Raw genomic sequence first — 26,227 nt, 5'->3', positions numbered from 1 at the left:
TTTCTCAAACCTGATTTGTTGGTCTTCTTCCAATAAGATTTCACGTTAGACATAACGTTTTTTATTAGACATAAAAGCTTTGTGCCAGTGAACCAAGCAACAATTGCCAGCCATCTACCAAGACAAATAGCATCAGTTTGAACGGTAGTGATATTGTGGCAGGTGGAACCATCATCATCCCTAAAGCCATCAACACACTGGCAACTACCAAGTCGATGATTAAGAAAGGAATAAAGAGGGTGAAACCAATTTGAAACGCGGTTTTTAATTCGCTGGTAATAAATGCGGGGACGAGCACACGCATGGGAACAGAATCCGCAGTTTCAAAGGCCTCTTGATTCGCAAGGCGGGCAAACAGTGCCAGATCGTTTTCCCGTGTTTGACGCAACATGAATTGACGCAGAGGTTTGGCACCTTTGTCCAATGCGACTTCCAGTGTAATTTTATCCTCACTGTAAGGCAGGTAGGCATCTTGGTATGCCTTATCGAATACCGGGGCCATGATAAAGAAAGTCATAAATAGCGCCAAACCCAACATAACTTGGTTAGGGGGGGCGGAAGGGGTTCCCAGTGCATTGCGCAGTAAGCCAAGTACAATGATAATACGGGTAAAACTGGTCATCATCAGCAACGCGGCAGGGATAAAACCGAGTGCAGTGATGAAAATCAGGGTCTGAACGGGTAATGACCAGCTTTGTCCGCCATTAGGTAAAGGTTGGCTGATGATTCCGGGCAATTCGGCTGCGGCGTTCATCGGGAACAGCGGTAGCAAGAGCGCAATAAGCAAAGTAAACAAACGTATGGAGCTCAAGCGTATGAAGCCCAAGTGTATGTGGTAAAGCTGTGAGACAAGTTTTTTGCCTGTTATTCGATTGCTGGTCATAAAGAAAACTCTACTTTTCATCATCGTCCTTGTTGTTCTTGCTTTTCCGCTGGAGCGTGTTTTTTAAAATTTGGCCGAATGGCAGTGAGTTGAGTGCGGTATCCTTTTCCGCGTTATCAGACGGCGCAGGCATCTGATGCAGCATCGTGATCTGCTGGGATGTAACCCCCAGAACCAACCAATTGTTTTCGACCTCCACCACAACGACCCGCTCTTTTGGCCCAAGGGAGCAACTTGCTTTAACATTCAGCAATCGATGATTTTTGTTTTTGGCAGGCGCAAAACCCAGTCGGCGTACTAGCCAGGTAATAAAGAAAATCAGCAATAAAACACCGCCCAATGCACTGCTGACTTGCATTAATGTGTGGCCGGCAGAGAGAGGAGCGGTATTCGTGGATACGGTATTTACAGAAGTATTAATGGCTGTCGTATTAACGGGTGCAGCATCTGATGCTGCACCACGTTGAGAAGAAGCATAAAGGGAAGGCTGGTTCGCCATCATAGTTAACGACTCAAGCGACGCATACGTTCAGAAGGAGTGATGATATCCGTGATACGGATACCGTATTTATCGGATACGACAACCACTTCTCCTTGTGCGATCAAATAGCCATTGATCAGAATATCCAGCGGTTCGCCCGCAAGGCCATCGAGGGGAACTACTGAGCCTTGTGACAGTTTCAGCAATTGTTTGATAGTCATTTTGGTGCGACCCAACTCGACCGAAAGCTTAACGGGAATATCCATAATCAGGTCAATATCGGAGAGCTGAGAGAAAGCATCCTGCGGCTCCAAGTTCTCGAATATTGACGCACCGCTGTCAGAGGTTTGCTGTGCGGCCTGTTGTTCCAGCGCTTCTGCCCACATATCTTCAGTCGAGCTGGTATCTGCGGGTTGTTTAGCATCACTCATTGTGCTTTTCCTCATCCAGAGCAGTTAAAACAGGGTTAATCAGGTGTTCAACACGTAGGGCATATTGCCCGTTCAGTGTTCCATATTGGCTGGTGAGTACAGGCACACCATCAACGTGAACAATTAGGCGTTCAGGTTTTTCAATCGGCAAAACATCACCGCTTTTCAATTCGAGGATCTTTGATAGCCGTAAGGGGATATCAACAAAGTTCGCCACCAGTTCTAATTCTGAGTGCTGAACTTGTTTCACCAGAATTTCACGCCATTGGCTATCTTCCTGACGTACATTTTCCACAGGTGGATTGGTCAAGCGTTCGCGCAGAGGCTCGATCATGGCGAATGGAATACAGATGTTGAATTCCCCAGTCAATGCACCGATCTCCACTTGGAACGGCGTGGTAACCACAATGTCATTTGGTGAGGTAGTGATATTGGTGAACTTAACCTGCATTTCGGAACGTACGTATTCCACCTCAATTTTAAAGATGGAATCCCATGCATCACGGTAAGCGTCCAGTGCCAGTTTCAGCATCCGGTTGATAATCCGCTGTTCAGTATAGGTGAATTCACGGCCTTCCACTTTGGTTGGAAAGCGTCCATCACCCCCGAACAGGTTGTCAACGGCGATATAAACCAAACTGGGTTCGAAAGCGAATAGTGCAGTTCCTCTCAATGGTTTCAGGTGAACCAGATTGAGGTTAGTGGGTACGGCTAAATTACGGGCAAATTCATGATAAGGCTGTATTTTAATGGCTCCGACCGTAATATCTGGACTGCGGCGCAGCATGTTAAACAGCCCCATCCTGAATTGGCGGGCAAAACGTTCATTGATGATTTCCAGCGACTGCAAACGTTCGCGTACAACACGGCGTTGCGTATTAGGATCGTAAGGGCGAACCTCATTTTCTCCTGACGCAATTTGTTCTACGTCATCTGCAGCGGCACTGTCACCATTGAGCAGAGCATCAATCTCTGCCTGTGAAAGAATATTGTCACTCATTGTGATTATCGCAGAATAAACGTGGTGAACAACACATCGGTGATGACTTGATCAGTTTCACCGGGTATCAGTGTTGGGTGTAGTGTCTGTTTGATCTCTTCCACCAAACGCATTTTGCCGTCATCCTTTGCCAAATCGGTGGCTTTTTGGCGGGACAGTAACAGCAACATACGGCTACGAACTTCTGGCAGATAATCATGGAAAAGCTGACGGGTTTTTTCGTCAGACAGACGCAATGTTACGCCAACATAGAGAACACGATCGAAATGTTCATCGTTGTCGATCAAGTTGACGGTAAAAGGCTCCAAGGTCATAAATACTGGCGCTTCAATGACTTTGGTTTTTTCTGTACTGTTGTTGGTTGATTGCTTCACTGTCCACCAGCTATACCCGCCGATGGCGACACCAAGAACAGCAATCAGTATTAACAGTATTATCCAAATTGGATTTGTGCGTTTATGCTCGTAGCTATAATCAGACATGGACAGACAAATTCCTGTTTTCCGTGGCGGATAAGTCCCCGCTCATTCCGTGGCGGATATCCTTATCCATCAAAATCAATATCAATTATCCCGCGTCTTTGTTCCGGCAATAGCGGGAACAAACGAGGAAAAAACCATTAACTCACACGTTTGTTATCGGCTCTTTTTCATTTTATTACAGTGCATCATGAAATTAGGCGAGTAATTAGATGGATAATTAGGCAAACGTATCAACACCTCCGCGGGTAGAAGCGAGTTGTTGAGGTGTCATCTTAATAGCCGATGAGTGAGAAGCCGTTACTCCTGTTGCGACTGCTAGACCCTGATTTTGATTATCGCCATGGGCGTTGGAATGACTATTAGTCTGGTTATTAGCTTGATTGCTGGCATGGTGTTCTTGCTGCCAGTTTCCTTGAGCCTCACTGTTTACACTGCTTTGGGCCAATTGGATGCCACTTTCAGCTAAGGTATGGCGTAACCCCGGCAATGCAGCTTCCAGAGCAGCACGAACTGCCTGATGGGCAGAGACAAAATGCAATTGTGCCTGATTGTCTTCAACACTCATGCGGATATGTAGTGCACCTAATTCTTGAGGATGTAAGCGAAGTTCAGCCTGTTGCAGCCCATTGCGGTTAAAGAACAACACATGTTGGTTGAGCTGTTGTTGCCATTCTTCGCTGCCAAGATGGGCATTCAGTAAAGGTGCAGCGGTATTGTTCAACTGAAATTGACCCGTTGTTTGTTGTCCGTTTGACAGTAGAGGAGATGCCGCCGATATTGCCGTCGAATCGATGGAAGTCGGTTCAATCGCGGTGGCTGTTAATGCAGGGATGCCTTGAATTGCCGACTGGGGCAGGTTTAACTCCTTACTACTGTTTAAAACTGTATTCTTTGGGCTGACACTGTCTGGTTCTGCTTTATTGTTAGCAGCGAAATTGTTAGCAGAAAATTTATTATTGGTAGACGATTTCACTTGACCTGCGATTGGCTCCAATGCTGGACGAGTGTTAGCGGTATTCTCAGCTTTATTATTAAAAGTAGCATCTCGTGCAGTCAACGACTGGAGGCCATCATCCGGCTCATCTTCTTTAGGCTGTTGAGTCGAGTCTGTGCTGACAAATCTGGCATTTGCTTTGATATTTTTGCCAAGTAACGCACTGGCTGCACTGTTTTCACCCTCTGCATCTTCAGGAAGAGCCACAGAGCTTGTTTGAGAATTAATCAGACCAGCAATTTGGATCGGTATTATGGCATTCAACGCATCGGCTGATAAAAGATCTTCCTCTTTCAATACAGCAAATTCGGCGCCAGTTTCTTGTAGTAAAATCTCTGCTGGTGATTTTTCTACGGCTGCGGTTTTCTCCGGCATGGTCTGCATCAGAGATCGTCCGCCTTCTACTGTTTTGTCTGCGGCAGATTGGCCTTCTTGCAGGCTATTTTTATTTACCTGAGTATTTCCATCTTCCTGAGCAACAGATTTCTGCATAGAGGCCGTTTCTGCATTGAGAAGTTGCTCAAATTGAGAAGAATGGTTACCGCCTATCGGGTCATTCAATGTTGACTGACCTTTTTCTGTACCTTTGTGCGTGAATTTTAAATCAGTAGGCAAAAGAGTGAGATTCATTGTTTCATTCTCCTTTGTGCACCACGTTGTGCGTACTCGTCCATTTGTTTTTGCTCCATGCGATTTTGGTGTAACTTCAGATTATGCTCTGCCCGCTGTTGCAGTGTGTCGAAGGCGTTCAGACGCTGCTGTTTTTCCTGCCATTGTGACACGGCTTGCTCAAGTCGTTTTTTCCATTGATTGAGCTGTAATTTATGTTGCTCAATGGCCATTTCCAGTGTTTTCATGAACTGCTGGTAATTTTGCCAAGTTGAGCTGGACATGCCACTACTGAGGGTGTCGTTTAAACGTGTACGATATTCATCCTGATAATTCATTAACGCCGCGAGTTGTTGCTCCATTTGCTTGTGGCTTTGACGAACCTGTGCAAGTTGTGATGCTGCTTTTTCCGCTGCATCTTGGGCAAGTTCACGTAAAGTCACGAGAGGGGAGTGTTGTTGCATTTATTTCCTCGTTTTAATCACCAAACAAACATAAGCGTTACAAACTCACATCAATAGCAAAGTTATATCGGCACCATATAGGCAAACGTTATACCCACGGACAAAAATGTTATGTTGGTAATAACTGTTGAAGTTGAGAACAGGCTGTATCGTACTCACTGCGTTCATTAATACTTTGTTGCAGGAACAAAGCCATGTGAGGATAAAGCTCAATGGCTCTATCCAGTAAAGGATCACTCCCCGCAGCATATGCGCCAACGTTGATTAAATCTCGGTTACGTTGATAACTGGAAAGCAACTGTTTGAAATGTTGTACCCGACGATAATGGGTATTGTCGATCAGTGCGGTCATGGCTCGGCTGATGGAAGCCTCAATATCAATAGCAGGATAGTGACCCGATTCTGCCAGCGAGCGCGATAACACAATATGGCCATCCAGAATGGCCCGAGCCGCATCGGCAATCGGATCTTGCTGGTCATCACCTTCTGTCAGTACTGTATAAAATGCCGTAATGGAACCACCATCACTGACACCGTTGCCTGCTCTTTCTACTAGCGCCGGCAATTTGGCAAACACGGAAGGGGGATATCCTTTGGTTGCTGGTGGTTCTCCGATAGCCAATGCAATTTCTCGTTGTGCCATGCTGTAACGGGTCAGTGAATCCATGATCAGCAGGACATGTTTGCCGCGATCACGGAAATCTTCGGCGATACGAGTCGCATAAGAGGCTCCTTGCATTCGCAAAAGTGGCGAAACGTCGGCGGGGGCAGCTACGACAACTGAGCGTGACAGGCCTTCGACACCCAATATATTTTCGATAAAATCTTTAACTTCGCGACCACGTTCGCCAATCAGCCCGACAACAATCACATCGGCTTGGGTATAACGCGCCATCATGCCGAGCAGCACACTTTTACCCACACCTGAGCCAGCAAACAACCCCATGCGTTGCCCGCGCCCAACGGTCAGCAGCGAGTTGATAGCACGCACACCAACATCCAGCACATTGCTGATAGGGGTTCGTTGCAGGGGATTAATAAGTGTTGTTGTCAGAGGGGCGCGGTAGCCAGTATCAGGGGAAGGCAAACCATCAAGGGGACGGCCTGCTCCATCCAGAACTCTGCCAAGTAATTCCGGTCCCAGAGGTAAGCTGCGTCCGCCTCCGGTATCATCACTGTAAGAACGGGCATAGACACGAGCACTCGGCACAATGCCTTCCAGTTCTTCCATTGGCATCAACAGCAGCTTATCTCCATTGAAACCAACGACTTCACTTTCGACTTCTTCAATGGTACTGCCATTTTGACGTTCGATCAGGCAGGTCGCACCAAGGGGCATATGTAAGCCTGTGGCTTCCATCACTAAGCCTGTGGCGCGGGTCAGACGCCCATAACGACGAACTTTCGGGGTTTTTTCCAGACGTTTTTCTAATGAATCCAATGTTGCCAGCCAGCGTCCAAGTCTTGCCGTCATCACAATTCTCCCGATGCTGCCAGACGGCACATTTCGTGCCAGCGCGTGGCTAAACTAGCGTCCAGATCTCCTTCATCGGCACTGACCTTACAGCCACCCGGGTGCAGTTTATTATCTGCAATTAAGCGCCAACCATGCAAAGCCAAAATTTCGCCCAGATGTTGTTCAACTAGGGGAATATTTTGTGGATGAACACGTAACTGTGGTTTTCCGTTGAACATGGGTTCTTGCTGGATAAATTCGCGGATTTGATTCAGTAGGGCAGTACCATCACATACAGCAGGTTGACCCAAAATATGTTGGGCTGCAGTCAATGAAAGTTGCATCAGGCGCGAAGCGATAACCGTATCTAAGCCATCCAGTGAATGATTGAAATCCGTCAACAGTGCTTTCCACTGCTCGGTAACTACGTGCTGTTGTTGCTCCGCTTCTTGTAAACCCTGAGCCAGTCCAGCTTGTCGGCCTTCCTGAATCCCTTGTTCATAACCCTGGGCCTGACCTTCAGCAAAACCTTGCGCCTGACCAGCCTGACGAGCTTGTTCTTTTATCTCGTCCAGCATTTTTGCTTGTTCCAGTAGCAGATCCTGTTTGCTGGGTTTGCGTTCTTCACCTATGGGTTCCAGTTTCGCCCGCAGGGTTTCCCACTGAGTTAACTCGCCTGGCAGCCATAGCCGCCAGTTTCCATTATTTGATTTATCAGACATAGGTATCGTCACCACCATTGAGGATCATCTCGCCGCTTTCTGCCAGACGACGAACCACAAGCAGGATGGTTTTCTGTTCGGCTTCCACTTGAGACATACGGACAGGGCCACGGCTTGCCAAATCATCACGCATGATTTCAGCAGCACGTTGTGACATATTGTTGAGGAAGTGATCGCGCAGTGCCTGATCACAACCTTTTAATGCCACAAGCAGAGAGTCGGTCGAAACTTCCTGCAACAGGCGCTGGATACTGCGATCGTCCACGTTGATAAGGTTTTCGAACAAGAACATTTCATCAATGATTTTTTGAGCCAATTCGCTATCGTAAGTACGAACCGCATCAATGACGCCTTCTTCTTGCTGGCTCTTCATCAGGTTGATGATTTCAGCCGCAGTACGAACACCACCCATTTTGCTGCGTTTCAGGTTTTGACCATCCAGCAGGTTATTGAGCACTTCTGTCAATTCTGCCAGTGCGGAAGGTTGCACACCGCCAAAGGTGGCGATACGCAGCATCACATCATTGCGCAGGCGTTCATCAAATAAAGCAAGGATGTCGGCAGCCTGACCACGGTTCAGATGAACCAGAATAGTGGCGATAATCTGCGGATGCTCATCGCGGATCATATCGGCCGCCATCTGCGGTTCCATGAAGTTAAGGGTTTCTATGCCCGTAGTGGTATCGCGGGATTCAAGGATATCCTCAAGCAGACTGGCAGCACGTTCTTCACCCAGTGCTTTTATCAGTACACTGCGCAGATAGTCGTTGGCGTTGATGCTAAGGGCAGTGTACTGCCCCGCATCTTCTTCAAATTCAGCCAACACTTCAACCAGTTGTTGGTTGGAGACTTGACGCATACCCGCCATAGCAATACTCAGTTGTTGTACTTCCCGGGAGTTCAGGTGCTTGAACACCTCGGCCGCCTGATCTTCTCCCAGGGTCATTAACATGACGGCACTTCTTTCTGTTCCTGTCAGGCTCATTGTTCGTTACTCATCCATTGACGGATCACCAGCGCGACGACGCGAGGATCTTTTTCTGCAAGTTCACGGATACGCTGGCTTTGAACTTCGGCATTGACACGTTGGCGAGCCAGCTGACGGCGCATTTTCTCATCCAGTTCAGCATTTGTTTCTGGTTGCTGTTTCGGCTGGTTCTTTTGCGCTTCCAGTGCGACTTTTTCCGCAGCACGTTTCTTGGCGATTTGCGGTACAACCATTTTGCGCCACAACAGCCATGCAATCAGTGCCAACAGTAACCAACGACCTGCATCCAATGATTTCTCCAGCAGGACAGGATGCTGCCAGAATGGCAGGGTTTCTACCGTATCGGCTGTATCATTGAACAGCGTATTAACTACATTCAGACTATCGCCACGATCAGTAGAAAAGCCCATTGCCTCGCGGATCAGCGCTTCGATCTGCGATAACTGTTCAGGTGTCAGTGCTTTTATTTCAGGGCCATTTTCTCCCTGAAGAGTGGCATAGTTAACCACGACAGCAACTGAAAGCCGCTCCACGGCACCAGCTTGTAATTGCGTATGGCGAATGGTGCGATCTACTTCATAGTTCATGGTTTCGTCGTATCGGTTATTGCGATTACCGCTCACCATGCGCTCATAGCTATTATTTCCAACATTGCGTTGCTGATCTGATTTTTCGTTGCCTTTAGCATCCGCATTGGGTTTTTCAATCGGTGCATTTGGTGCAGCACTTGGCTGATTAGATAATGCACCCGGTACACCACCTACCAGTGGTCCACCGTTTTGTTCGCTGGTACTGCTTTGTTTAGAGCGAACGGCCGCCTGATTAGGAGGTTGGTTAGGTTTATATTCTTCCGCAGTTTCTTCGCGGCGGGAGAAATCAATTTGTGCCGTGACCTGCGCATGTACATTTCCACGACCGACCACCGGAGCCAGAATAGTTTCAATACGATGTTGGAAACGATTCTCAACTTCCTGCGTATATTTCAACTGCGTGGTATTCAAATCACGGCCAGTGGCATCGGCTTGTGTCAGCAGGCGTCCTGATTGATCCACAATCGTGACACTACCTGCGGGTAAACCAGCAACACTGCTTGAAACCATATGTACGATGGCATTGATTTGCCCTTCATCCAGAACACGGCCTTGCAGCAATCCCACTGTGACGGATGCTGATGGTGATTTTTGTTCCCGAACGAACAAAGAAGGTTTTGGCAAGGCCAGATGGACACGTGCGCTCTGAACTGGGCCGAGCGATTCAACGGTACGTGCCAGCTCACCTTCCAGTGCGCGTTGGTAATTAACCTGCTCGCTAAACTGGCTGATGCCGAATTTTTCTTTATCCAGCAATTCAAAACCGGCAGCTCCCCCTTTAGGCAGTCCTTGTTGTGCCAGTTTCAGGCGAATCTCATGTACCTTATCGGTAGGTATCATGATCGCAGCACCATTTTCGGCAAAGCGGTAAGGGACATTCATTTGGGTTAATTGCGTAACAATCTCGCCGCCATCTTTATCGCTCAGATTGCTGTAAAGCACCCGATAATCAGGACTGCGCAACCAAAGGAACAGGGCGACGATAATAGCGATGGCAGCGGAGCCAGCAACTAATAATGGAACTTTTGGGTCAGCTTTTATCCTGCTGATGATAGCGTTGAAACCTTTATTTCGGTTTTCAACGTCGGTTGTTGCTGCACTCATAGACGATCCTTGCCTTGCTGGTCAACATGAATACTAAAAGCGTGGCGTAACAAAACAGACTCCCCATACGCAAGCGAAAAGGTTCTTCCTATAATTAATCCTGTCATTATTCGCTGTTCACACCTCTTTTAATGGCACAATAAGCTTTGAATTTTTACTTCAATTACCCGCTTTAGTTTAAAAGGGCTATGTTACGGTGGCAGCGTGGAAAATTGCCAACCAGCCCACGGCTAATATGGCACTTAATCACATAATCAATAGGGTGATTTAACGCGAGGTTTTTATGTCAATTCAGGCAATTGAAGGTGTACTGCAACAGATGCAGACTCAGGCATTACAGGCAGCAAACATTGCCAAACCCATGCCGGTGCAGGGCGGTTTTGCCAGCCAGCTGACCGCGGCAGTAGAAAAAATAAACCACACCCGCTTAAGCGCAGTCAAACAGGCACAAGATTTCACGCTCGGTGTACAAGGTGTGGAATTAAATGACGTAATGGTCAATATGCAAAAAGCGAATATCTCACTGCAAATGGGCATCCAAGTGAGGAATAAGCTGGTGAGTGCGTATCATGAGGTGATGAACATGCAGGTGTGATGGAGTTAATATATTGATATATAGTATTAAATTATTGTTCCGTTAATGGCTTTGGGCATATATGGGGCATTATGAGACAGTCTTTCATTCAGCAATTTAATTTGGTCGTTATTGTTTTCACTCATCCAAGCACCATAAACGCTATGTACCATTTGTGATAAAACATGCCCCATTTGATTCAATGAAAGATGGGTTAGCACCGGCAGAGAGCATCCAGCATGCGTATATGTGCCTTGTCTGGTATGCTTTTCTATGTCTAACCCCTGATCTCCTAACCAAGGTTACCCATATTTGACCGAATCCACTCGGTGAGTAAAAATGAGTTTTTAACCCGTTACATGCTGTTATTAATGGTTGAAAAACAAATGTGCAGGAGTCTGTGCGCTTTTTACCAAATTCTCTAGTTGATACATCAACTTCGATAGATCGAGTCATTAGAGCCTGTGATTTTAGACTATCAATAACAGGATCTAGCATATGTATGACTCTAGATGTTATCCAAAACATACTATCTCAGTAATAAATCCATCCAACAAAACGCTATCGCTGTCATCAGAAATCTCCCGCTAGACCCCAAAAAAATCTACGAAATAAAATTCTCAGAACCTAAGCGCCTCAATGCTCAGAATCGCAAGATGTGGGCGACGCTAAGTAATATTGCAGTTAACTATGTCCCTAGGGGATTCGTTCTCTCTCTTGCCGCTGCAACGCACCTTGAAATCCATTGGGTATATCCACATTATTTGTCGAATATTTTCAAAATTTATAAATATCAAGTAAGGATGACTGTTTGAACAATTATTCTTACTACTCAAAAAAAGAAGTGTGAATTTATCCATGTTCAGATGTGATATCGAAATAAGCCGGTTCTGTTAAGGAGCACTCTTGTGTTGATATAATTGATGAAGCAATGAGAGTAACAGATTTTTTCTGATTATTAATATAAGGGATAGAGATCTCTATCGTTTGAATATACAGTTGTCCCCATTCTGTTAACGTGATTGGTTTTCCTTCTTTTACCAATTTATGTCTGGAAATGAAGGATGATGTAGCTTGATATTGATCGAGTTCTTGATTTTTTGTGATTACGCTACTTATTACCTTTGAAGCAGCCCACGATTCTATTGTTGCACAATAATCTAAATCTTCGTTTTCTGAAGCGAAAGTAATATTAGAAAAAATCAATATCACAAATACAACAATTTTTTTCATGTTATTCCACCGTTAATTATTTACCTATAAAACAGATGTTATCTTCTTGTGTTTTAATTTCCGGTTATACGCTTTTTTGAAGCTGCAATTTGAATTTACTGGGTATAAAAGTTCCCGAATTTAAGATAAATAACATCAATTACGGCACTATCGCAAATGAGCGCACCGGAAACCCTGGCGCATTTTTAGGTTTAGCGGCGATATTAAATATTACCGCTCCACGTATAGGTACTTGATCCAAATTAGCCAAAAGTTCTATTTGGTATGTATTCTGAGACAAGACATAATGCTCACCTAATAACGCCTTGTTTTTTCTAAAATCTTTAGATGAATCAGTATCGAAAGTCTCATGCCCGATAGCTTTGATTTTCCGTTCTTCAAATAAAAATTTAAGGGCATCCATTCTCCATCCCGGGGTTTGGTTATTTCCCTGTTTATCCTTATTATCCATTTTTTGCTGAGATGGCCAGCGTTTACTCCAGTCCGTTCTTAAAGCCACGAAAGTCTCCGATTCAATCACACCCTGCTCGGCTTCAAATTGAAGAATATCGTCTTTAGATAATGAAAAGTTAGGGTCTCGCTTAGCTCTTTCCGATTGATCAATAACGATTAAGGGTAATACCAATTCTTTCAATTCAAGTTCATCAAGCGTGCGGGCATAAGGAATAAAATGGCAGGGGGCATCAATGTGTGTGCCGTATTGTCCGGGGAAGGTAAATTTTTGTGCAAAGAAGCCATCTTTATAGTGAAAAAGTGTTTTAAATTCAGCCGGATCAAACATAAAGAAATGAGGTGAGTCTTTGTCAAAACTGTGTGTTAAATCGACCCATTTTTGGGATTTCAGTAAAGTAAGTGCTTGCAGAATGTCATTCATCATAATCACCTCATTTTGTTTTTTTACGATTAAACATTCATCATTTTTGGGTCGCAATTTGTTTATCAGTAAGCGTGTTAATTTTGGGAGATTATTCACAATTTAGTGAATGTGTTATATCACTGGCATTTTAATACGCTGCATTATTGGCTGTTTTTTTATCTCGACCACAGTGGAGGCTTATGTAAAAAGCGTTATCGGTAACTTGTTTTTTCCAGCAGATATTCGGTGATAAATGTGAATACCTCTTTTTGGTAGCCTAAAGAAATTTTTATCTTAGAAAATAACATCTAAATAATAATAAGTTTGATTGTATTTCTCATTATCATCAATGTCCTTTTCTAATTAAGGGTAATACACAATGTTATCTTTTGTTACTACCTGAAAAATCGTCAATTACCAGTAAGAGGTTGATTTTTTGTTAAAAATGTATTCTTTGATTTTCTTGATTGTTTGCAAATTATGACTAAAATAAAATGCCGAATTAGATTAACCAAAAAAGCGATGGTGACGAATTGGCACCACCTGAAATGAAAAAATGAATGATACTATTAACTAGTGTCTTATAAATAGAATCACTAATATTATTGTTATATTTATTTTGGTTCCGTAGACGTCAACTCCATTTCGTAATCACTGACAGGAAACTGTCCATAAGTATCATGTAATAATTGTTTACAGCTTTCCTGTTTAATCAGTTCGCTGAGTTCATCTAATCGTTTTTGCAACAATCTCTTAGTTTCTTTTTCATTATCTAAGACAGTTTGCAAAATTTTGGTTAATTCCTGCTGTAATGAAATAGGAGCTTCTGAATCTTCTGATAATTGGGTAACCACTTCTACTGCTTTCAGGTAGGTGATTTCCATATCAACAAGTACATCCCATTTTTCATTTTTAGCTAAATCAAGCATTTGCTCACTTAAACTAAGGATCTGCTGGTAAGCTGACAAAAGATCCAGATCATTTTTCATTAAACAATATCCTGACTGGCGTTGTAATGAGGCCCTATTTGCCGCCAAGAATCTGAAATCTCGGTAAGTAAATCAATCACTTCGGTAATAGCCTTCTCATCATTGCGTAAATTGGCATGGAGTAAACGACGACTCATATAATCATATAAAGCAAAGAGATTCTGAGCAATCTCTCCACCTTTTTCGAAATTAAGTCCCTCTTTGAGACCATTATCAATGATATTGATTGCCTTTGAAATAGCTAAACCTTTCTCTGGGATATTGCCCTGCTGCATCAGAATCACTGCACGACGTAGGGCGCTTAGCGCCCCGTTGAACAATATCTGAATCAACTGATAGGGAGAAGCATTCATAATCTCGCTCTCAAGATCTACCTGAGCGTATAACTGGCTTGCCGAACGTTGATACATAATGCCCTTTTTTATTTTAAAAGCTGGAATAGGGATGAACCTGTGTTATTCAATGAATTGACAAGTTTATCCAGTTGTGTAAATTGACGCTTATAACGCTCCATGGTGGCATCGATATTTCTGTTAGTCTGTTCCACTTGTTTTTCAATGGTTTTCAGACGCTTGTTGATACCTTCGGTTGCGGTTGCGATAGTTCCTTCGTGGCCATCCAGAGTTTTCTTCAATAAATTATAGGTCTGGGTTGCAAAACCCGTTTTTTCACCATCTCCCATAAAGAAGGCTTTAACGTTGGCTGGTTTCTCTTTCAGATTCTTTTCCAGTTTTTCATTGCTGATTTCCAGAGTGCCATCCAATTTCTGTTTGATACCCAGTTTATTCAGAGTAGCAATATCAGCAACATCTTGTGCCGCAAATAGCTGATGTCTTAACTGGCTTTGAATGCTTTTTAATGTGCCGTCACCGAGCAGGGAGCCATTGTCTTTTGATGCCGCTTCACCTTTACCGACTGGTTTGAATTTGGTCAGCGAATCAAAAGTGGTCTGTAGTTCATTATAAGCATCCACCCACTTTTTAATCGCCTCTTTCATTGGCTCGATATCGCGGGACACAACCAGTGTTTCTGTTTTTAGTACCGGTTTGCCATTTGTGTCGACTTTACCTTCTTCTTTTTCTGAAACTTTTTTCAGATCCAGAGTAATACCTTCCGGCGCGTCTTTGATTTCATTGGTCTGGCGTTCAATCAGGATACCATTGACTTTTAATATCGCATTGGCAGCCGACACGGTTTGTTTCATGTTACCTGTGCCGTCACCTTTGTCGTCAGATGTATAATCCAAAAACTTAGCCAGCTTATCATCATTTTCAACTTTGATGGTCATGACGGATTTTTCGCCGGCTTTTTTAGAAGTCAGGATTAGATAGTTTTTATCATCTTCCGCTTTAATGATGCTGGCATTCACGTCGCCTTCTTTTTTATTGATGGCATCACGAATCTCAAGCAGAGAAGTTTCATCATCTTTCAGGGAAATGCGCATCGGCTCTTTCTCTTTCTGACCTTTCTCATTTGGTTGAGTGATGATTATGGTACGGGTGCCTTTATTGTTCTCACCCAGAAAATCTTTTACATTCTTAACTTCATTGGATTGCAAAGATTGTGCCTTTGCAAGCTGCTGAACTTCAATAATATAGTTACCCGGGCTGGCTTTGGAATCCGTACTTGGAGTAAATATTTTATGATCTGTGCTGATTTTAGTTGTATTGAGCTTATCGAATTTTTTTAATTCTTCGGATGCGCTTTTTAATTTTTCTAAACTGCCTTTTAATGTGCCAAAACCGGTTAGTTTGGCTTTATAACTGGTTTGTTGTTGTGCTAATGGTTCTAAACGCTTTTTTTCTGCTGCCTGAAGTTTATCCAGTAAAGAACCCAGCTCCATCCCGGACCCGGCTCCTAATGAGGAAATGCTAGCCATGTTGACTCCTTTATTAGTAAAGCATCACTGGATTTATTATCGGACTAATTTAGGGAAAGTTTACTGACAAAATGATTTTTTTGATGGACAGAATAATTGGTGAGAACAGGCGCTGTTTGGCTTATCAGGGAATAAAGGGGAAAAAAAGGAGAGAAAAATAAAAAAGTTTTTTCAAGAAATATTAAAGGTTCTTTTTACAGGGCCGATAAAACTGTTGGCGGTGATGAACACCGTGGCAAATAGGCTCAAACTAATTATATCGACTTGATTTTAAAAGGAACTCTACTATGGCATCAGTCATCAATACCAACTATTCATCTCTGCTGGCTCAGAACAACCTGACTAAATCTCAGGGCACTTTAGGTACTGCTATTGAGCGCCTGTCCTCTGGTTTACGTATTAACAGCGCGAAGGATGACGCTGCTGGTCAAGCGATTGCTAACCGTTTCACTGCTAACGTTAAAGGTCTGAATCAGGCTTCTCGTAACGCTAACGACGGTATCTCCATTGCCCAGACTACCGAAGGTTCTCTGAACGAAATCAATAATAACCTGCAACGTATCCGTGAACTGGCTGTCCAGTCTGAAAACGGCACTAACTCTGAAAGTGACAAGAAATCCATCCAGGAAGAAATCACTCAGCGCTTGGGGGAAATTAACCGTATCTCTGAGCAAACTCAGTTTAATGGTGTAAAAGTATTAAGCGAAAATACTACTCTGAAAATTCAGGTTGGTGCTAACGATGGTGAAACAATCGATGTCAACCTGAAAAAAATTGATAAACAGGAATTAGGTTTGGGTGATTTTAGCGTTGAATTCCAACGAACTGAGGAGCAAAAGAAAGCAATAAAGGTTGAAGAAACAAAAGTAGCAGAGATTGAGAAAAAATTAACTGGCTTAACAGATGCTGGTGACATAACTGCTGCAGAAACGGAGCTTGACAAAGCAAATGAAGCTCTTAAAAAAGCAAAAGAAGCAGGGACACCACCTACAGAAAAGCCATTGGCCAAATTAGACGAAGCTCTGTCTCAAGTTGACAGCCTGCGCAGCTCCCTGGGTGCAGTTCAAAACCGTCTGGAATCCACTGTTAACAATCTGAACAACACTGTTAACAACCTGAGCGCTGCAAGAAGCCGTATCGAAGACGCTGATTATGCAACTGAAGTTTCTAACATGAGCCGTGGCCAGATCCTGCAACAGGCTGGTACTTCTGTTCTGGCTCAGGCTAACCAGGTTCCACAAACTGTTCTGTCTCTGCTGCGTTAATTTTTATTTTCCAATTGAGCGATTATGTAGGGCAACCTGCATAAATAACGCCTCTAAAATAAGGATCGGCTTGCCGATCCTTATTTTTTAACCACGGTTTTATAACGACCGTTTTAGAACGATTGTCAGGGACAGCCTGAAACTTGCGATCCATTTGGGCGGACAACAAAAAATTTCGCATAGGTGAAAAAGAAGCGCTTTTACTTCATTGTTCAAACGATTGTACCGGTTAGGTGATTGGATAATGGTACCCAGTCTCTTATCCAAAGGTGTCTGTTGTTGTGAGCGATTTGTATACCGCCGAAGGCGTGATGGACAAAAATAGCCTCTGGAAGCGCTATGTACCACTGGTTCGCCATGAAGCTTTGAGGCTACAGGTAAGATTACCTGCTAGCGTAGAACTCGATGACTTGCTTCAGGCCGGTGGCATAGGCTTACTGAATGCGGTGGAACGTTTTGATTCCATGCAGGGAACTGCGTTTACCACCTATGCGGTACAGCGTATCAGAGGTGCTATGTTGGATGAGTTGAGGAGCCGTGATTGGGCGCCGCGCAGTGTGCGGCGTAATGCACGGGAAGTCACGCAGACCATCCATAAACTTGAGCAAGAGTTAGGCCGTCCAGCCAGTGAGCAGGAAGTTGCTAAAGAATTAAAGATTAATCTGATAGAATATCGGCAAATACTGTTAGACACAAATAACAGTCAACTATTTTCTTATGACGAATGGCACGAAATTTACGGTGAAAGCTGTGAACCAGTAATTGAGGAAGAGCATGAGACAAATCCTCTTCAACAGTTACTGGAAGGTGACCTCCGTCAGCGGGTTATCGATGCGATTGAGTCATTGCCCGAACGGGAAAAAATGGTTCTGACGCTGTATTATCAGGAAGAACTGAATCTTAAAGAGATTGGCGCAGTGCTTAATGTGGGCGAATCCCGCGTGAGTCAGCTTCACAGTCAAGCGATAAAAAGGCTGAAGGCGCGTTTGAATCCAGAGAAGTAACTTTTTTGCTTATTTGTTTTTTTGTTAAGACTATACACAGGGCTTTATCTCTTATGTCTGTTACAACACAAAAGAAACGGCCTCTCAGCCGTTATATCAAAGACTATAAACATAGTCAGACTCATTGTTTGCATTGTCATAAGACTCTTGACCGTATCTCTCTTGTTTTTAACGGTCAGGTCATCAATAAAGAAGCTATTTCTGAGATGACTGAATTGGTCGATGACAAAACATGGAATGAGTTGCAGGGTAAATTTGTGGCGCTGTGCCGCTTTTGTAGTGAGATTTATTGCAATAGCCAAACTGATTATTTTGACATTATGTCATTTAAGCAGTACCTGTTTGAACAAACCGAAATGAGCCATAGCACGGTACGTGAATACGTGGTTCGTTTAAGACGTTTGGATGAATTGCTGACTTCCAGTAATTATCCGACCAATGAGTTTACACCAGAAAAAATTCAGGAAAAACTCAGCGAAAAATTGTCTCAGTCTGCTTTCAGTAATTACAATATCGCGCTGCGTAAATATGAACAATATCTGAGCTGGCAACAGAGCGGTCATTGATTAATTACGCCGATATCTAAATTCAGTTGGACTAAACAGTTTAGAGGGGAATACGATAATAACGTATTCCCCTCTATATCTATTTGGTTATAAAAATATAACTAAATAATCTTAATTAAGTTATTTTAACCGATAGTCATTAAACTGGCATTACCCCCTGCTGCCGCTGTATTAATACTTAATGAACGTTCGTGTAATAAGCGCTCCAGCAACAAATTGGTTTCGCCACGGGCAAATCCTTGCACAGAAATAATCGGTCCTGTACGTTGCGCAACAATACTGCAAATATTGCGCAGTTGATCGCAATCTCCGTGATAAATTACCGCTTCCATTTCTGTTTCTTCATTTTGCCAATCATTGACCAGACTGATCGTTTGGCGAATGTCGTCTGGCAACTGTTTCAGTAGCTGTTGATGCAGTTCATCTTGTTCCCATATCGCCCGACAACCCACAGAAAGTACCGCTGCTAATTGCACCAGTGCATCTTGCTCATTATCGGCAAGGCACAGAGCTTTCCCACGAGGCAGCAGGGCATAGGTATTACGCTCACCGGTAGGTCCCGGCAGTACACGCAGCGTTCCACCTTGTGCCAGCAAACGATATTCCTGAATCACTTTACCTAATGCCACATTATTCTGCGCAGTTGCCCAATCGGCCAGTTGATTGAAAGGTGAGTGCAGGGCGACACGAGTTTTGGCATCAAGCTCATATTCTGCATCCTGACGCTCCAGTGTTTGGCTGGCTGCATTAAGCGGACGCTGTGACAGCAGACGATAAAGATATAGTGGCCCGCCCGCTTTTGGCCCAGTTCCAGACAGACCTTCGCCCCCAAATGGCTGAACACCGACAACAGCACCGACCATATTGCGGTTGACATATAAGTTGCCGACTTTCGCTTTACTGGTGACTTGAGCGATAGTTTCATCAATACGCGTGTGAACGCCCAGGGTTAAGCCATAACCGGAAGCATTGATCTGATCCAGCAGTTTATCCAGCTCATTACGCTGGAAACGTACCACATGCAGAACTGGGCCGAAGATTTCCTTCTTCAACTCGTCAAAACTTTCCAACTCGATCAGAGTAGGTTTAACGAATGTCCCGTGTGAACATTCCTGATTGTCATGCACATTCTCATGCACTGCTTGATAAACCGTCCGGCCTTTGGTACGCATGGTTTGGATATGGCGATCAATCCCTGTTTTTGCTTCGTTATCAATCACCGGACCGATATCTGTCGATAAATGCTCAGGATTTCCCATTCGGCATTCGGCCATTGCACCTTTCAGCATGGTGAGTGTTTTGTCTGCAACATCATCCTGTATACACAAGATACGCAAGGCGGAGCAACGTTGTCCGGCGCTGTCGAATGCTGAAGCAACCACATCAGTGACGACTTGCTCGGTCAAAGCGGAAGAATCGACAATCATGGCGTTTAAGCCACCCGTTTCAGCGATTAATGGCGTTGGGCGCCCTTGTGCATCTAATCGGCCTGCAATATTGCGTTGCAATAGGCTGGCAACGTCGGTAGAACCGGTAAACATCACACCACGTACACGCTCATCACCGACCAGCAATGAACCCACCGTTTCCCCTTGTCCGGGCAGTAATTGCAGCACATCACGCGGAATACCGGCCTGATGCAGCATTTTTACCGCAACGGCGGCAATTAGTGGGGTCTGTTCAGCGGGTTTTGCCAGTACACTGTTACCTGCCGCCAATGCAGCAGCAATTTGGCCTGTGAAAATAGCCAGCGGAAAGTTCCACGGGCTGATACAAACAACAGTCCCTAATGGACGATGAGTATCATTGGCGAAATCCTGACGTACCTGCCCTGCATAATAATGGAGAAAATCTACCGCTTCGCGCACTTCGGCAATGGCGTTGTTGAATGTCTTGCCCGCTTCACGTACTAGAATGCCAAGCAGAGATTGCAGGTTATTTTCCATTAACTCTGCTGCACGCACTAAAATTGCCGCCCGCTCTGATGGTGGTGTCGCAAACCAGATGGTGTTGGCCTCGGTGGCAACGTCTAACGCATGGCTGATTTCTTGCTCGGTGGCTTCTCGTACATATCCGACTAAATCAGAGGATTTCGCTGGGTTATAAACAGGATTGGCTGCAGGTAATTCACCCGCATGTTCGTAATTTCCACCCAGCAAAGGTTCGCTGCTCCACGTTTCCATCGAAGAACTCAGCAATGCACTGGATAGGGAAGCGAGACGATGCTCGTTGGAGAGATCTAATCCTGACGAATTAACACGATTTTTACCGTATAAATCCTGTGGCAGAGGAATTTTTGGATGTGGCAGACCAATTTGCCCTTCGTTTTGCGCCAATTCCTGCACGACTTTCACCGGATCAGCGATCAGCTCGTCAATCGGCAGGGATGTATCCGCAATGCGATTAACAAACGAGGTATTGGCACCATTTTCCAACAGACGACGTACCAGATACGCCAGTAATGTTTCGTGCGTTCCCACTGGCGCATAAATGCGACATGGACGATTGAGTTTACCCTCTGCAATTTTTCCAACCACCTGATCATAAAGCGGTTCACCCATGCCGTGCAGGCATTGGAACTCATATTGCCCCGGATAATAGTTTTGTCCGGCCAGATGATAAATCGCAGACAAAGTATGGGCATTATGAGTGGCAAATTGAGGGTAAATCAAGTTGGGTACGGAAAGAAGTTTGCGGGCGCAGGCGAGGTAAGAAACATCGGTATAGACCTTGCGGGTATACACCGGATAGCCTTCCAGACCATCGATTTGGGCACGCTTAATTTCGCTATCCCAATAAGCCCCCTTTACCAAACGGATCATTAATCTGTGGCGGCTGCGCTGTGCCAAATCAATAATGCTGTCAATGACAAAAGGACAGCGTTTTTGATAAGCCTGAATGACAAAACCGATCCCGTTCCAGCCTTCCAGTTTTGGCTCGAAACACAGCTTTTCCAGCAAATCGAGAGAAATTTCCAGACGGTCAGCTTCTTCGGCATCAATATTGATGCCAATATCATATTGGCGGGCCTGTAAAGTCAGGGAAAGCAGGCGAGGGTAGAGTTCCTCTATGACACGATTGTACTGAGCACGGCTGTATCGTGGATGCAGAGCCGAAAGTTTGATGGAGATCCCCGGCCCTTCATAAATGCCCCGGCCGTTTGATGCTTTGCCAATAGCGTGGATCGCTTGCTGGTAAGAAACCAAATACGCTTGTGCATCCTCTTCTGTCAAGGCCGCTTCACCGAGCATATCATAGGAATAGCGGAAACCTTTCTCTTCCAGCTTACGGGCATTGGCAAGGGCCTGGGCGATGGTTTCACCGGTAACAAATTGTTCGCCCATCAGACGCATGGCCATATCGACACCTTTGCGTACCACTGGCTCCCCGCTTTTACTGATAATCCGATTCAGTGATTTGGATAACTTGGCCTCATTGTGAGTGGAGACCAATTTGCCCGTGAAAAGCAATCCCCACGTTGCCGCATTGACAAACATCGAAGGGCTTTGCCCAAGATGAGAATGCCAATTACCGTTACTGATTTTGTCGCGGATCAGCGCATCGCGTGTTGCTTTATCGGGAATACGCAACAATGCTTCGGCGAGACACATCAGCGCGACACCTTCCTGTGAAGAAAGCGAAAATTCTTGCAGCAAACCTTGTACTAAGCCAGAACGGCCAATGCCATGTTTTTGCTGGCGTAATTTTTCTGCGATGGCGTAAGAAAGTTTGTGGGTAGCCTTGTTTTGCTCTTCCGATAATTGAGCTCGTTGTAACAACATAGGAACAGCTTGTGTTTCAGGTAAGCGATAGGCGGAAGTAATTGCGGAACGATTAACCGTTTGGGGCAGAATATGCTCGGCAAAATCCAGAAATGGCTGATAAGGCGCTTCAATTGGTGATTCTTCTTCGGAAATCTTTTCTTCTTTGCTATTCTGACCCACTGATATTTCTGGGATATTTTCCTCATTTTCCAGTTGTTCAAGATAATTAAAAATGGCTTGCTTAATCAGCCAGTGTGGTGTGCGTTCAATTCGTTGTGCAGCGGCTTTAATTCGATTACGCGTTGCTTCATCGAGCTTTACACCCATAGTGGTACTACCCATTCTAACTCCTTAATAGGTAAATTTAATCAAGTTACATAACAATATCTTCCATGTTGCAACTTTGTGCAACTTCGTTAAAAGAAGTTGTTTTAAATTTGTGAAATTAATCTTGTTTTTATTATCTTTTTTGGTAATTACTATGACGAAATTCTTATTATCCATATGATATATAAATAATTTTTATTTATTGCTCAATCGTGAGTTATCACTATTCATTTAATGAAAGGTGCAACCTACTGAATGATAAATGTGACTTGGCAGACGTTTTTTGTAAAAAATAGCGTTAACTAGTTGTTAAAAATGTTTTGAGTAATCTAGGATAGAATGTGATTTTAAAATAATTACAATCATAAATAATTAATTGTGAAATTAAGAGCCTAAACTCCTCTAACCCATCTTTAGGTGCAACCTTTAGTAACCTAACAGGGAAGAACGTGGTGCTGAAGAGGGGGTAATTTAATTTACAGATAACATGAGGTTATGCAAATAACATCATTTGCAGAGACATCATTGACAGAAACACGATTTGCAAAAATACAACTTGTTGCAAAAACACTATGGAGAAGAACCTGCATGACAGTAAATTCACCAATGCTTATTACCTTCACTATCTATATAGCTGGAATGTTGTTGATAGGCTTTATGGCTTATCGTTCCACCAAAAATTTTGATGATTATATATTGGGTGGGAGGAGTTTAGGGAGTGTGGTAACGGCATTATCTGCTGGCGCTTCTGATATGAGTGGCTGGTTATTGATGGGATTACCGGGCGTCATTTTTTTTACCGGGATTTCAGAAAGCTGGATAGCATTAGGCTGTTTGTTGGGCGCGTATTTTAATTGGCGCTGGGTAGCAGGCAGATTGCGTGTACATACAGAGATAAATAATAACGCACTAACTCTGCCAGATTATTTCTCCAATCGTTTTGAAGATAGCAGTAAAATGCTGCGCATTATCTCCGCATTGGTTATCCTTATTTTCTTTACCATTTATTGTGCTTCTGGTGTTGTTGCGGGTGGATTGCTGTTTGAAAATACCTTTGGTATCAGTTATGAGAAAGCAATTTGGCTTGGTGCTTTGGCAACAATTGCTTATACCTTCCTAGGCGGATTTCTGGCGGTAAGTTGGACAGATACCGTACAGGCAACCTTGATGATTTTTGCACTCATCTTGGTGCCTGTTCTGATCCTTATCAAAGTAGGTGGTGTTGATACTGCGATTAATATCATTGAGGCGAAAGACCCTGCTTATCTGGATATGTTCAAAAATCTCAACTTCGTAGCCATTATTTCTCTATTGGGCTGGGGGTTCGGTTATTTTGGCCAGCCGCATATTTTGGCACGCTTTATGGCGGCAGATTCGCATCAGACAATTAACAAAGCGCGTCGTATCAGTATGACGTGGATGTTTTTGTGTCTTGCCGGCACTGTGGCTGTTGGTTTCTTTGGTATCGCATATTTTGAATTAAACCCTGAACAAGCTGGCCCGGTATTACAGAACCGTGAACGTATTTTTATGGAACTGGGGGTAATTCTGTTCAATCCGTGGATCACGGGTATCTTACTCTCTGCTGTATTGGCGGCGGTCATGAGTACCTTGAGCTGCCAATTGCTGGTGTGCTCCAGTGCATTGACGGAAGATCTCTATAAAGGATTTATCCGTACTAAGGCAAGCCAGAAAGAGTTGGTATGGGTTGGCCGTATGATGGTATTGCTGGTGGCGGCTATCGCGATTGTGATTGCAACCAATCCAAATAATAAAGTATTGGCACTGGCAAGTAATGCTTGGGCTGGTTTTGGTGCGGCATTTGGCCCAGTTGTATTAATTTCTGTGCTCTGGAAACGGATGACCCGCAACGGTGCGCTGGCAGGTATGCTGGTGGGCGCAATTACTGTTCTGGTATGGATGGAATATAAATGGTTCTCTTTATATGAAATCATCCCAGGATTTATTTTTGCCTCGATTACTATTATAGCAGTGAGCTTATTGGGTAAAGCACCTAGTCAGACGACTCAGCAGCGTTTTGATGAAGCGGAAGCGCAGTATCAAGTTAAATAAATTTTAATAATAAGTCTCTGATTATTCAGAGGCTTATTATTTTAGTCCTTCATTCTCCATCAACCATAGCATGTCCAATTTTCAGGCTCCCCTGCATTTTCAAGATCAGTTCCTTCAGGCGGTTGAAGGAGTGTAATTGTTCAGCCTTGATCCGAATCTTTAAAATCACCACTTATTTTATTGTACGCTTCAGAAAGAGGATTAATCGTCATCAGTTCAGAATTAAAGGTAGAATGAATATAAAGTGGCGGTGGCTCACCATCTCTCTCCACTCTTATTTTCTTCTAGGCGTGCTGGACAATACTGTCTAGAATAAAAAAGTCCATAATAATAACGTGGTATAAAATGGTCATCAGATTTTTCTATCATACCGATACGGCTGGATCATAACAATTTCCCATCCTGTGTAATAAATTTAAAAGATGTAAATTTTGCTTTTAAAAAACAAGAGATAGAATTGTTATCTTCCCAAAAAAAATGCCTTTTTTCCCCGGATCCACGGTTATGGAAACAAAGGAACAAGCTGAGACTCTGATTGAAGGGCTAAATGCAGAACATTTATTAGCGGATCGGGGCTATGACAGTCATACCGTTATTGAACAAGCAGAAAAACAAGGCATGGAAGCGCAGATTCCCAGCCGTAAAAATCGCAAAGTGAAACGAGAATATAATTGGGAACTCTATCGACTCAGGCATTTAGTTGAAAATACTTTTCTTCATCTTAAACGCTGGCGGGGTATAGCGACCCGTTATGCGAAAAATACTACAGCCGTAATGGCTCTGTAAGCCGATGATCTGCCCTGTGACGATAGTGACCTTGTTGTGCCCGGTATTGATGCCGTCGTCGCCAGTCTGACCAATGTAAAATCTGCTCCAGTGTCTCTCCCGCTTTTTCCATCAGCTTTGACAACAGGTTACGGAGGATCTGCTACACTGAGCGTAACCCGGCCGGCTGGTGTTTTTTTCTCCTGTACCCGCAAGACAGCCAAGACTGCATGGGCCAGCAATGCCAAGGTAATATGCCGATACCAACTCTGCCATCGCCGCACTTCGTAATGATCCTGCCCACATTCCCCTTTCGTTTCCTCAAAACTACACTCGATTTCCCAGCGGTAACCCGCAATCTGAACCAGCGCATTGAGATCCGCCTGCTCTCTCAAACATACATCACATAGTAAGCTCGCTCCTGTCTGTTATCCCGGCTGCGCCGAACCAACAGATAATGACCATAACGCCGGTCCTCTTCACTTATCTGTAAACGCCACAACGGCACTAAAGCCCAGTCATACCAACACTCACCTTTTGTCCCCGTTCCCGCTGACCGTGTTTTCCAGTCAGCGGCGGTCAGGGTATCGGCAATACCCGCTCCCATAATGTCCTTTACAACCAGAGGGTAACGGTGTTATAGCCCCACCCAATTGCCGGAATTGCTCAATGGCAAACTCAGATCGAATTACTGTAGCTACCAGCAATGCATTCTTTTCTGCCGTCTG

The 26,227-nt window shown here is 44.2% G+C and carries 24 protein-coding genes and 3 pseudogenes; 8 read left to right on the top strand and 19 right to left on the bottom strand.

The genetic code is table 11. From position 1 onward, the window contains the following. Positions 1 to 64: 64 nt before the first annotated feature. The 11 genes from fliP to fliF form a co-directional block, all read right to left on the bottom strand. On the bottom strand, positions 65 to 754 hold the full coding sequence (gene fliP / locus Xhom_RS13110) for a flagellar type III secretion system pore protein FliP (RefSeq protein WP_145957463.1): 690 nt from the start codon (positions 752 to 754) through the stop codon (positions 65 to 67). Between the two features lie 139 nt (positions 755 to 893). Further along, a complete protein-coding gene (gene fliO / locus Xhom_RS13105) occupies positions 894 to 1,385 on the bottom strand; it encodes a flagellar biosynthetic protein FliO (protein ID WP_069315284.1) in 492 nt (163 codons plus the stop codon). Positions 1,386 to 1,387: 2 nt separating this feature from the next. Next, entirely contained in the window at positions 1,388 to 1,795 is a 408-nt protein-coding gene (fliN, locus tag Xhom_RS13100) for a flagellar motor switch protein FliN (protein WP_069315285.1), read from the bottom strand. Next, complete coding sequence (gene fliM / locus Xhom_RS13095; protein ID WP_069315286.1) at positions 1,788 to 2,795, bottom strand: flagellar motor switch protein FliM; 1,008 nt, start codon at positions 2,793 to 2,795, stop codon at positions 1,788 to 1,790. Before fliM ends, fliN begins: the two co-directional genes overlap by 8 nt. 5 nt (positions 2,796 to 2,800) lie before the next feature. Continuing rightward, positions 2,801 to 3,277 carry a flagellar basal body-associated protein FliL gene (gene fliL, locus Xhom_RS13090; protein ID WP_069315287.1) on the bottom strand — a complete coding sequence of 159 codons (477 nt, stop codon included), beginning with the start codon at positions 3,275 to 3,277 and terminating at the stop codon, positions 2,801 to 2,803. Positions 3,278 to 3,494: 217 nt separating this feature from the next. Then, positions 3,495 to 4,901: a flagellar hook-length control protein FliK gene (locus Xhom_RS13085; protein WP_069315288.1), complete on the bottom strand. Its 1,407-nt coding sequence runs from the start codon at positions 4,899 to 4,901 to the stop codon at positions 3,495 to 3,497. Continuing rightward, a complete protein-coding gene (fliJ, locus tag Xhom_RS13080; protein WP_069315289.1) occupies positions 4,898 to 5,344 on the bottom strand; it encodes a flagellar export protein FliJ in 447 nt (148 codons plus the stop codon). Before fliJ ends, Xhom_RS13085 begins: the two co-directional genes overlap by 4 nt. 109 nt (positions 5,345 to 5,453) lie before the next feature. Next, positions 5,454 to 6,818 carry a flagellar protein export ATPase FliI gene (gene fliI, locus Xhom_RS13075; protein WP_069315290.1) on the bottom strand — a complete coding sequence of 455 codons (1,365 nt, stop codon included), beginning with the start codon at positions 6,816 to 6,818 and terminating at the stop codon, positions 5,454 to 5,456. Then, entirely contained in the window at positions 6,818 to 7,522 is a 705-nt protein-coding gene (fliH, locus tag Xhom_RS13070; RefSeq protein WP_069315291.1) for a flagellar assembly protein FliH, read from the bottom strand. Before fliH ends, fliI begins: the two co-directional genes overlap by 1 nt. Next, positions 7,515 to 8,507 carry a flagellar motor switch protein FliG gene (gene fliG / locus Xhom_RS13065; protein WP_069315292.1) on the bottom strand — a complete coding sequence of 331 codons (993 nt, stop codon included), beginning with the start codon at positions 8,505 to 8,507 and terminating at the stop codon, positions 7,515 to 7,517. Before fliG ends, fliH begins: the two co-directional genes overlap by 8 nt. Then, positions 8,504 to 10,204 (bottom strand): flagellar basal-body MS-ring/collar protein FliF, encoded by a 1,701-nt coding sequence (fliF, locus tag Xhom_RS13060; protein ID WP_069315293.1) that lies wholly within the window; start codon positions 10,202 to 10,204, stop codon positions 8,504 to 8,506. The genes fliG and fliF overlap by 4 nt, the downstream gene beginning before the upstream one ends. A gap of 283 nt (positions 10,205 to 10,487) precedes the next feature. Here fliF and fliE point away from each other — a divergent pair, with 283 nt between their 5' ends. Both fliE and Xhom_RS13050 read left to right on the top strand, forming a co-directional pair. After that, entirely contained in the window at positions 10,488 to 10,799 is a 312-nt protein-coding gene (fliE, locus tag Xhom_RS13055) for a flagellar hook-basal body complex protein FliE (RefSeq protein ID WP_069315294.1), read from the top strand. A 491-nt stretch (positions 10,800 to 11,290) separates the two neighbouring features. Then, entirely contained in the window at positions 11,291 to 11,593 is a 303-nt protein-coding gene (locus Xhom_RS13050; RefSeq protein WP_069315295.1) for a recombination protein NinB, read from the top strand. Positions 11,594 to 11,630: 37 nt separating this feature from the next. Here the strand turns inward: Xhom_RS13050 and Xhom_RS13045 are convergent, their stop codons facing one another. The 5 genes from Xhom_RS13045 to fliD form a co-directional block, all read right to left on the bottom strand. Next, complete coding sequence (locus tag Xhom_RS13045) at positions 11,631 to 12,011, bottom strand: hypothetical protein (protein ID WP_069315296.1); 381 nt, start codon at positions 12,009 to 12,011, stop codon at positions 11,631 to 11,633. Between the two features lie 139 nt (positions 12,012 to 12,150). Then, positions 12,151 to 12,888 carry a cyclase family protein gene (locus Xhom_RS13040; RefSeq protein ID WP_069315297.1) on the bottom strand — a complete coding sequence of 246 codons (738 nt, stop codon included), beginning with the start codon at positions 12,886 to 12,888 and terminating at the stop codon, positions 12,151 to 12,153. A 593-nt stretch (positions 12,889 to 13,481) separates the two neighbouring features. Further along, positions 13,482 to 13,856 carry a flagella biosynthesis regulatory protein FliT gene (gene fliT, locus Xhom_RS13035; protein WP_069315298.1) on the bottom strand — a complete coding sequence of 125 codons (375 nt, stop codon included), beginning with the start codon at positions 13,854 to 13,856 and terminating at the stop codon, positions 13,482 to 13,484. Further along, positions 13,856 to 14,266 (bottom strand): flagellar export chaperone FliS, encoded by a 411-nt coding sequence (gene fliS / locus Xhom_RS13030; RefSeq protein WP_069315299.1) that lies wholly within the window; start codon positions 14,264 to 14,266, stop codon positions 13,856 to 13,858. The genes fliT and fliS overlap by 1 nt, the downstream gene beginning before the upstream one ends. An 11-nt stretch (positions 14,267 to 14,277) precedes the next feature. Further along, positions 14,278 to 15,735, bottom strand: coding sequence for a flagellar filament capping protein FliD (gene fliD / locus Xhom_RS13025; RefSeq protein ID WP_069315300.1), 1,458 nt, complete (start codon positions 15,733 to 15,735; stop codon positions 14,278 to 14,280). Positions 15,736 to 16,022: 287 nt separating this feature from the next. Here fliD and Xhom_RS45850 point away from each other — a divergent pair. The 4 genes and pseudogenes from Xhom_RS45850 to fliZ all read left to right on the top strand — a co-directional run. Continuing rightward, a pseudogene (locus Xhom_RS45850) lies at positions 16,023 to 16,544 on the top strand (flagellin N-terminal helical domain-containing protein); the annotation flags it as partial. 180 nt (positions 16,545 to 16,724) lie between these two features. Beyond that, a pseudogene (locus Xhom_RS45845) lies at positions 16,725 to 17,000 on the top strand (flagellin); the annotation flags it as partial. A 281-nt stretch (positions 17,001 to 17,281) separates the two neighbouring features. Further along, complete coding sequence (locus Xhom_RS13015) at positions 17,282 to 18,004, top strand: RNA polymerase sigma factor FliA (protein WP_069318385.1); 723 nt, start codon at positions 17,282 to 17,284, stop codon at positions 18,002 to 18,004. Between the two features lie 53 nt (positions 18,005 to 18,057). Beyond that, positions 18,058 to 18,570, top strand: coding sequence for a flagella biosynthesis regulatory protein FliZ (fliZ, locus tag Xhom_RS13010; RefSeq protein WP_069315302.1), 513 nt, complete (start codon positions 18,058 to 18,060; stop codon positions 18,568 to 18,570). A gap of 125 nt (positions 18,571 to 18,695) precedes the next feature. Here fliZ and putA read toward each other — a convergent pair whose 3' ends face one another. Next, on the bottom strand, positions 18,696 to 22,676 hold the full coding sequence (gene putA / locus Xhom_RS13005; RefSeq protein WP_069315303.1) for a trifunctional transcriptional regulator/proline dehydrogenase/L-glutamate gamma-semialdehyde dehydrogenase: 3,981 nt from the start codon (positions 22,674 to 22,676) through the stop codon (positions 18,696 to 18,698). A gap of 573 nt (positions 22,677 to 23,249) precedes the next feature. Here putA and putP point away from each other — a divergent pair. Together putP and Xhom_RS12995 are read left to right on the top strand one after the other, a co-directional pair. Continuing rightward, the gene (gene putP / locus Xhom_RS13000) at positions 23,250 to 24,734 is read left to right on the top strand and encodes a sodium/proline symporter PutP (RefSeq protein ID WP_069315304.1); all 1,485 of its coding nucleotides are present in this window, start codon (positions 23,250 to 23,252) and stop codon (positions 24,732 to 24,734) included. Positions 24,735 to 25,253: 519 nt separating this feature from the next. Further along, a pseudogene (locus tag Xhom_RS12995) lies at positions 25,254 to 25,520 on the top strand (transposase); the annotation flags it as partial. 128 nt (positions 25,521 to 25,648) lie between these two features. Here the strand turns inward: Xhom_RS12995 and Xhom_RS33420 are convergent. Together Xhom_RS33420 and Xhom_RS33415 are read right to left on the bottom strand one after the other, a co-directional pair. Continuing rightward, positions 25,649 to 25,894, bottom strand: a complete 246-nt coding sequence (locus tag Xhom_RS33420) for a hypothetical protein (RefSeq protein WP_084022951.1) — start codon at positions 25,892 to 25,894, stop codon at positions 25,649 to 25,651. After that, positions 25,891 to 26,106, bottom strand: a complete 216-nt coding sequence (locus tag Xhom_RS33415) for a hypothetical protein (RefSeq protein WP_084022953.1) — start codon at positions 26,104 to 26,106, stop codon at positions 25,891 to 25,893. The genes Xhom_RS33420 and Xhom_RS33415 overlap by 4 nt, the downstream gene beginning before the upstream one ends. Positions 26,107 to 26,227 lie beyond the last annotated feature (121 nt).

The organism is Xenorhabdus hominickii (assembly GCF_002632725.1).
Lineage (GTDB): Bacteria > Pseudomonadota > Gammaproteobacteria > Enterobacterales > Enterobacteriaceae > Xenorhabdus > Xenorhabdus hominickii.
This window is presented reverse-complemented; position numbering and strand designations above follow the sequence as displayed.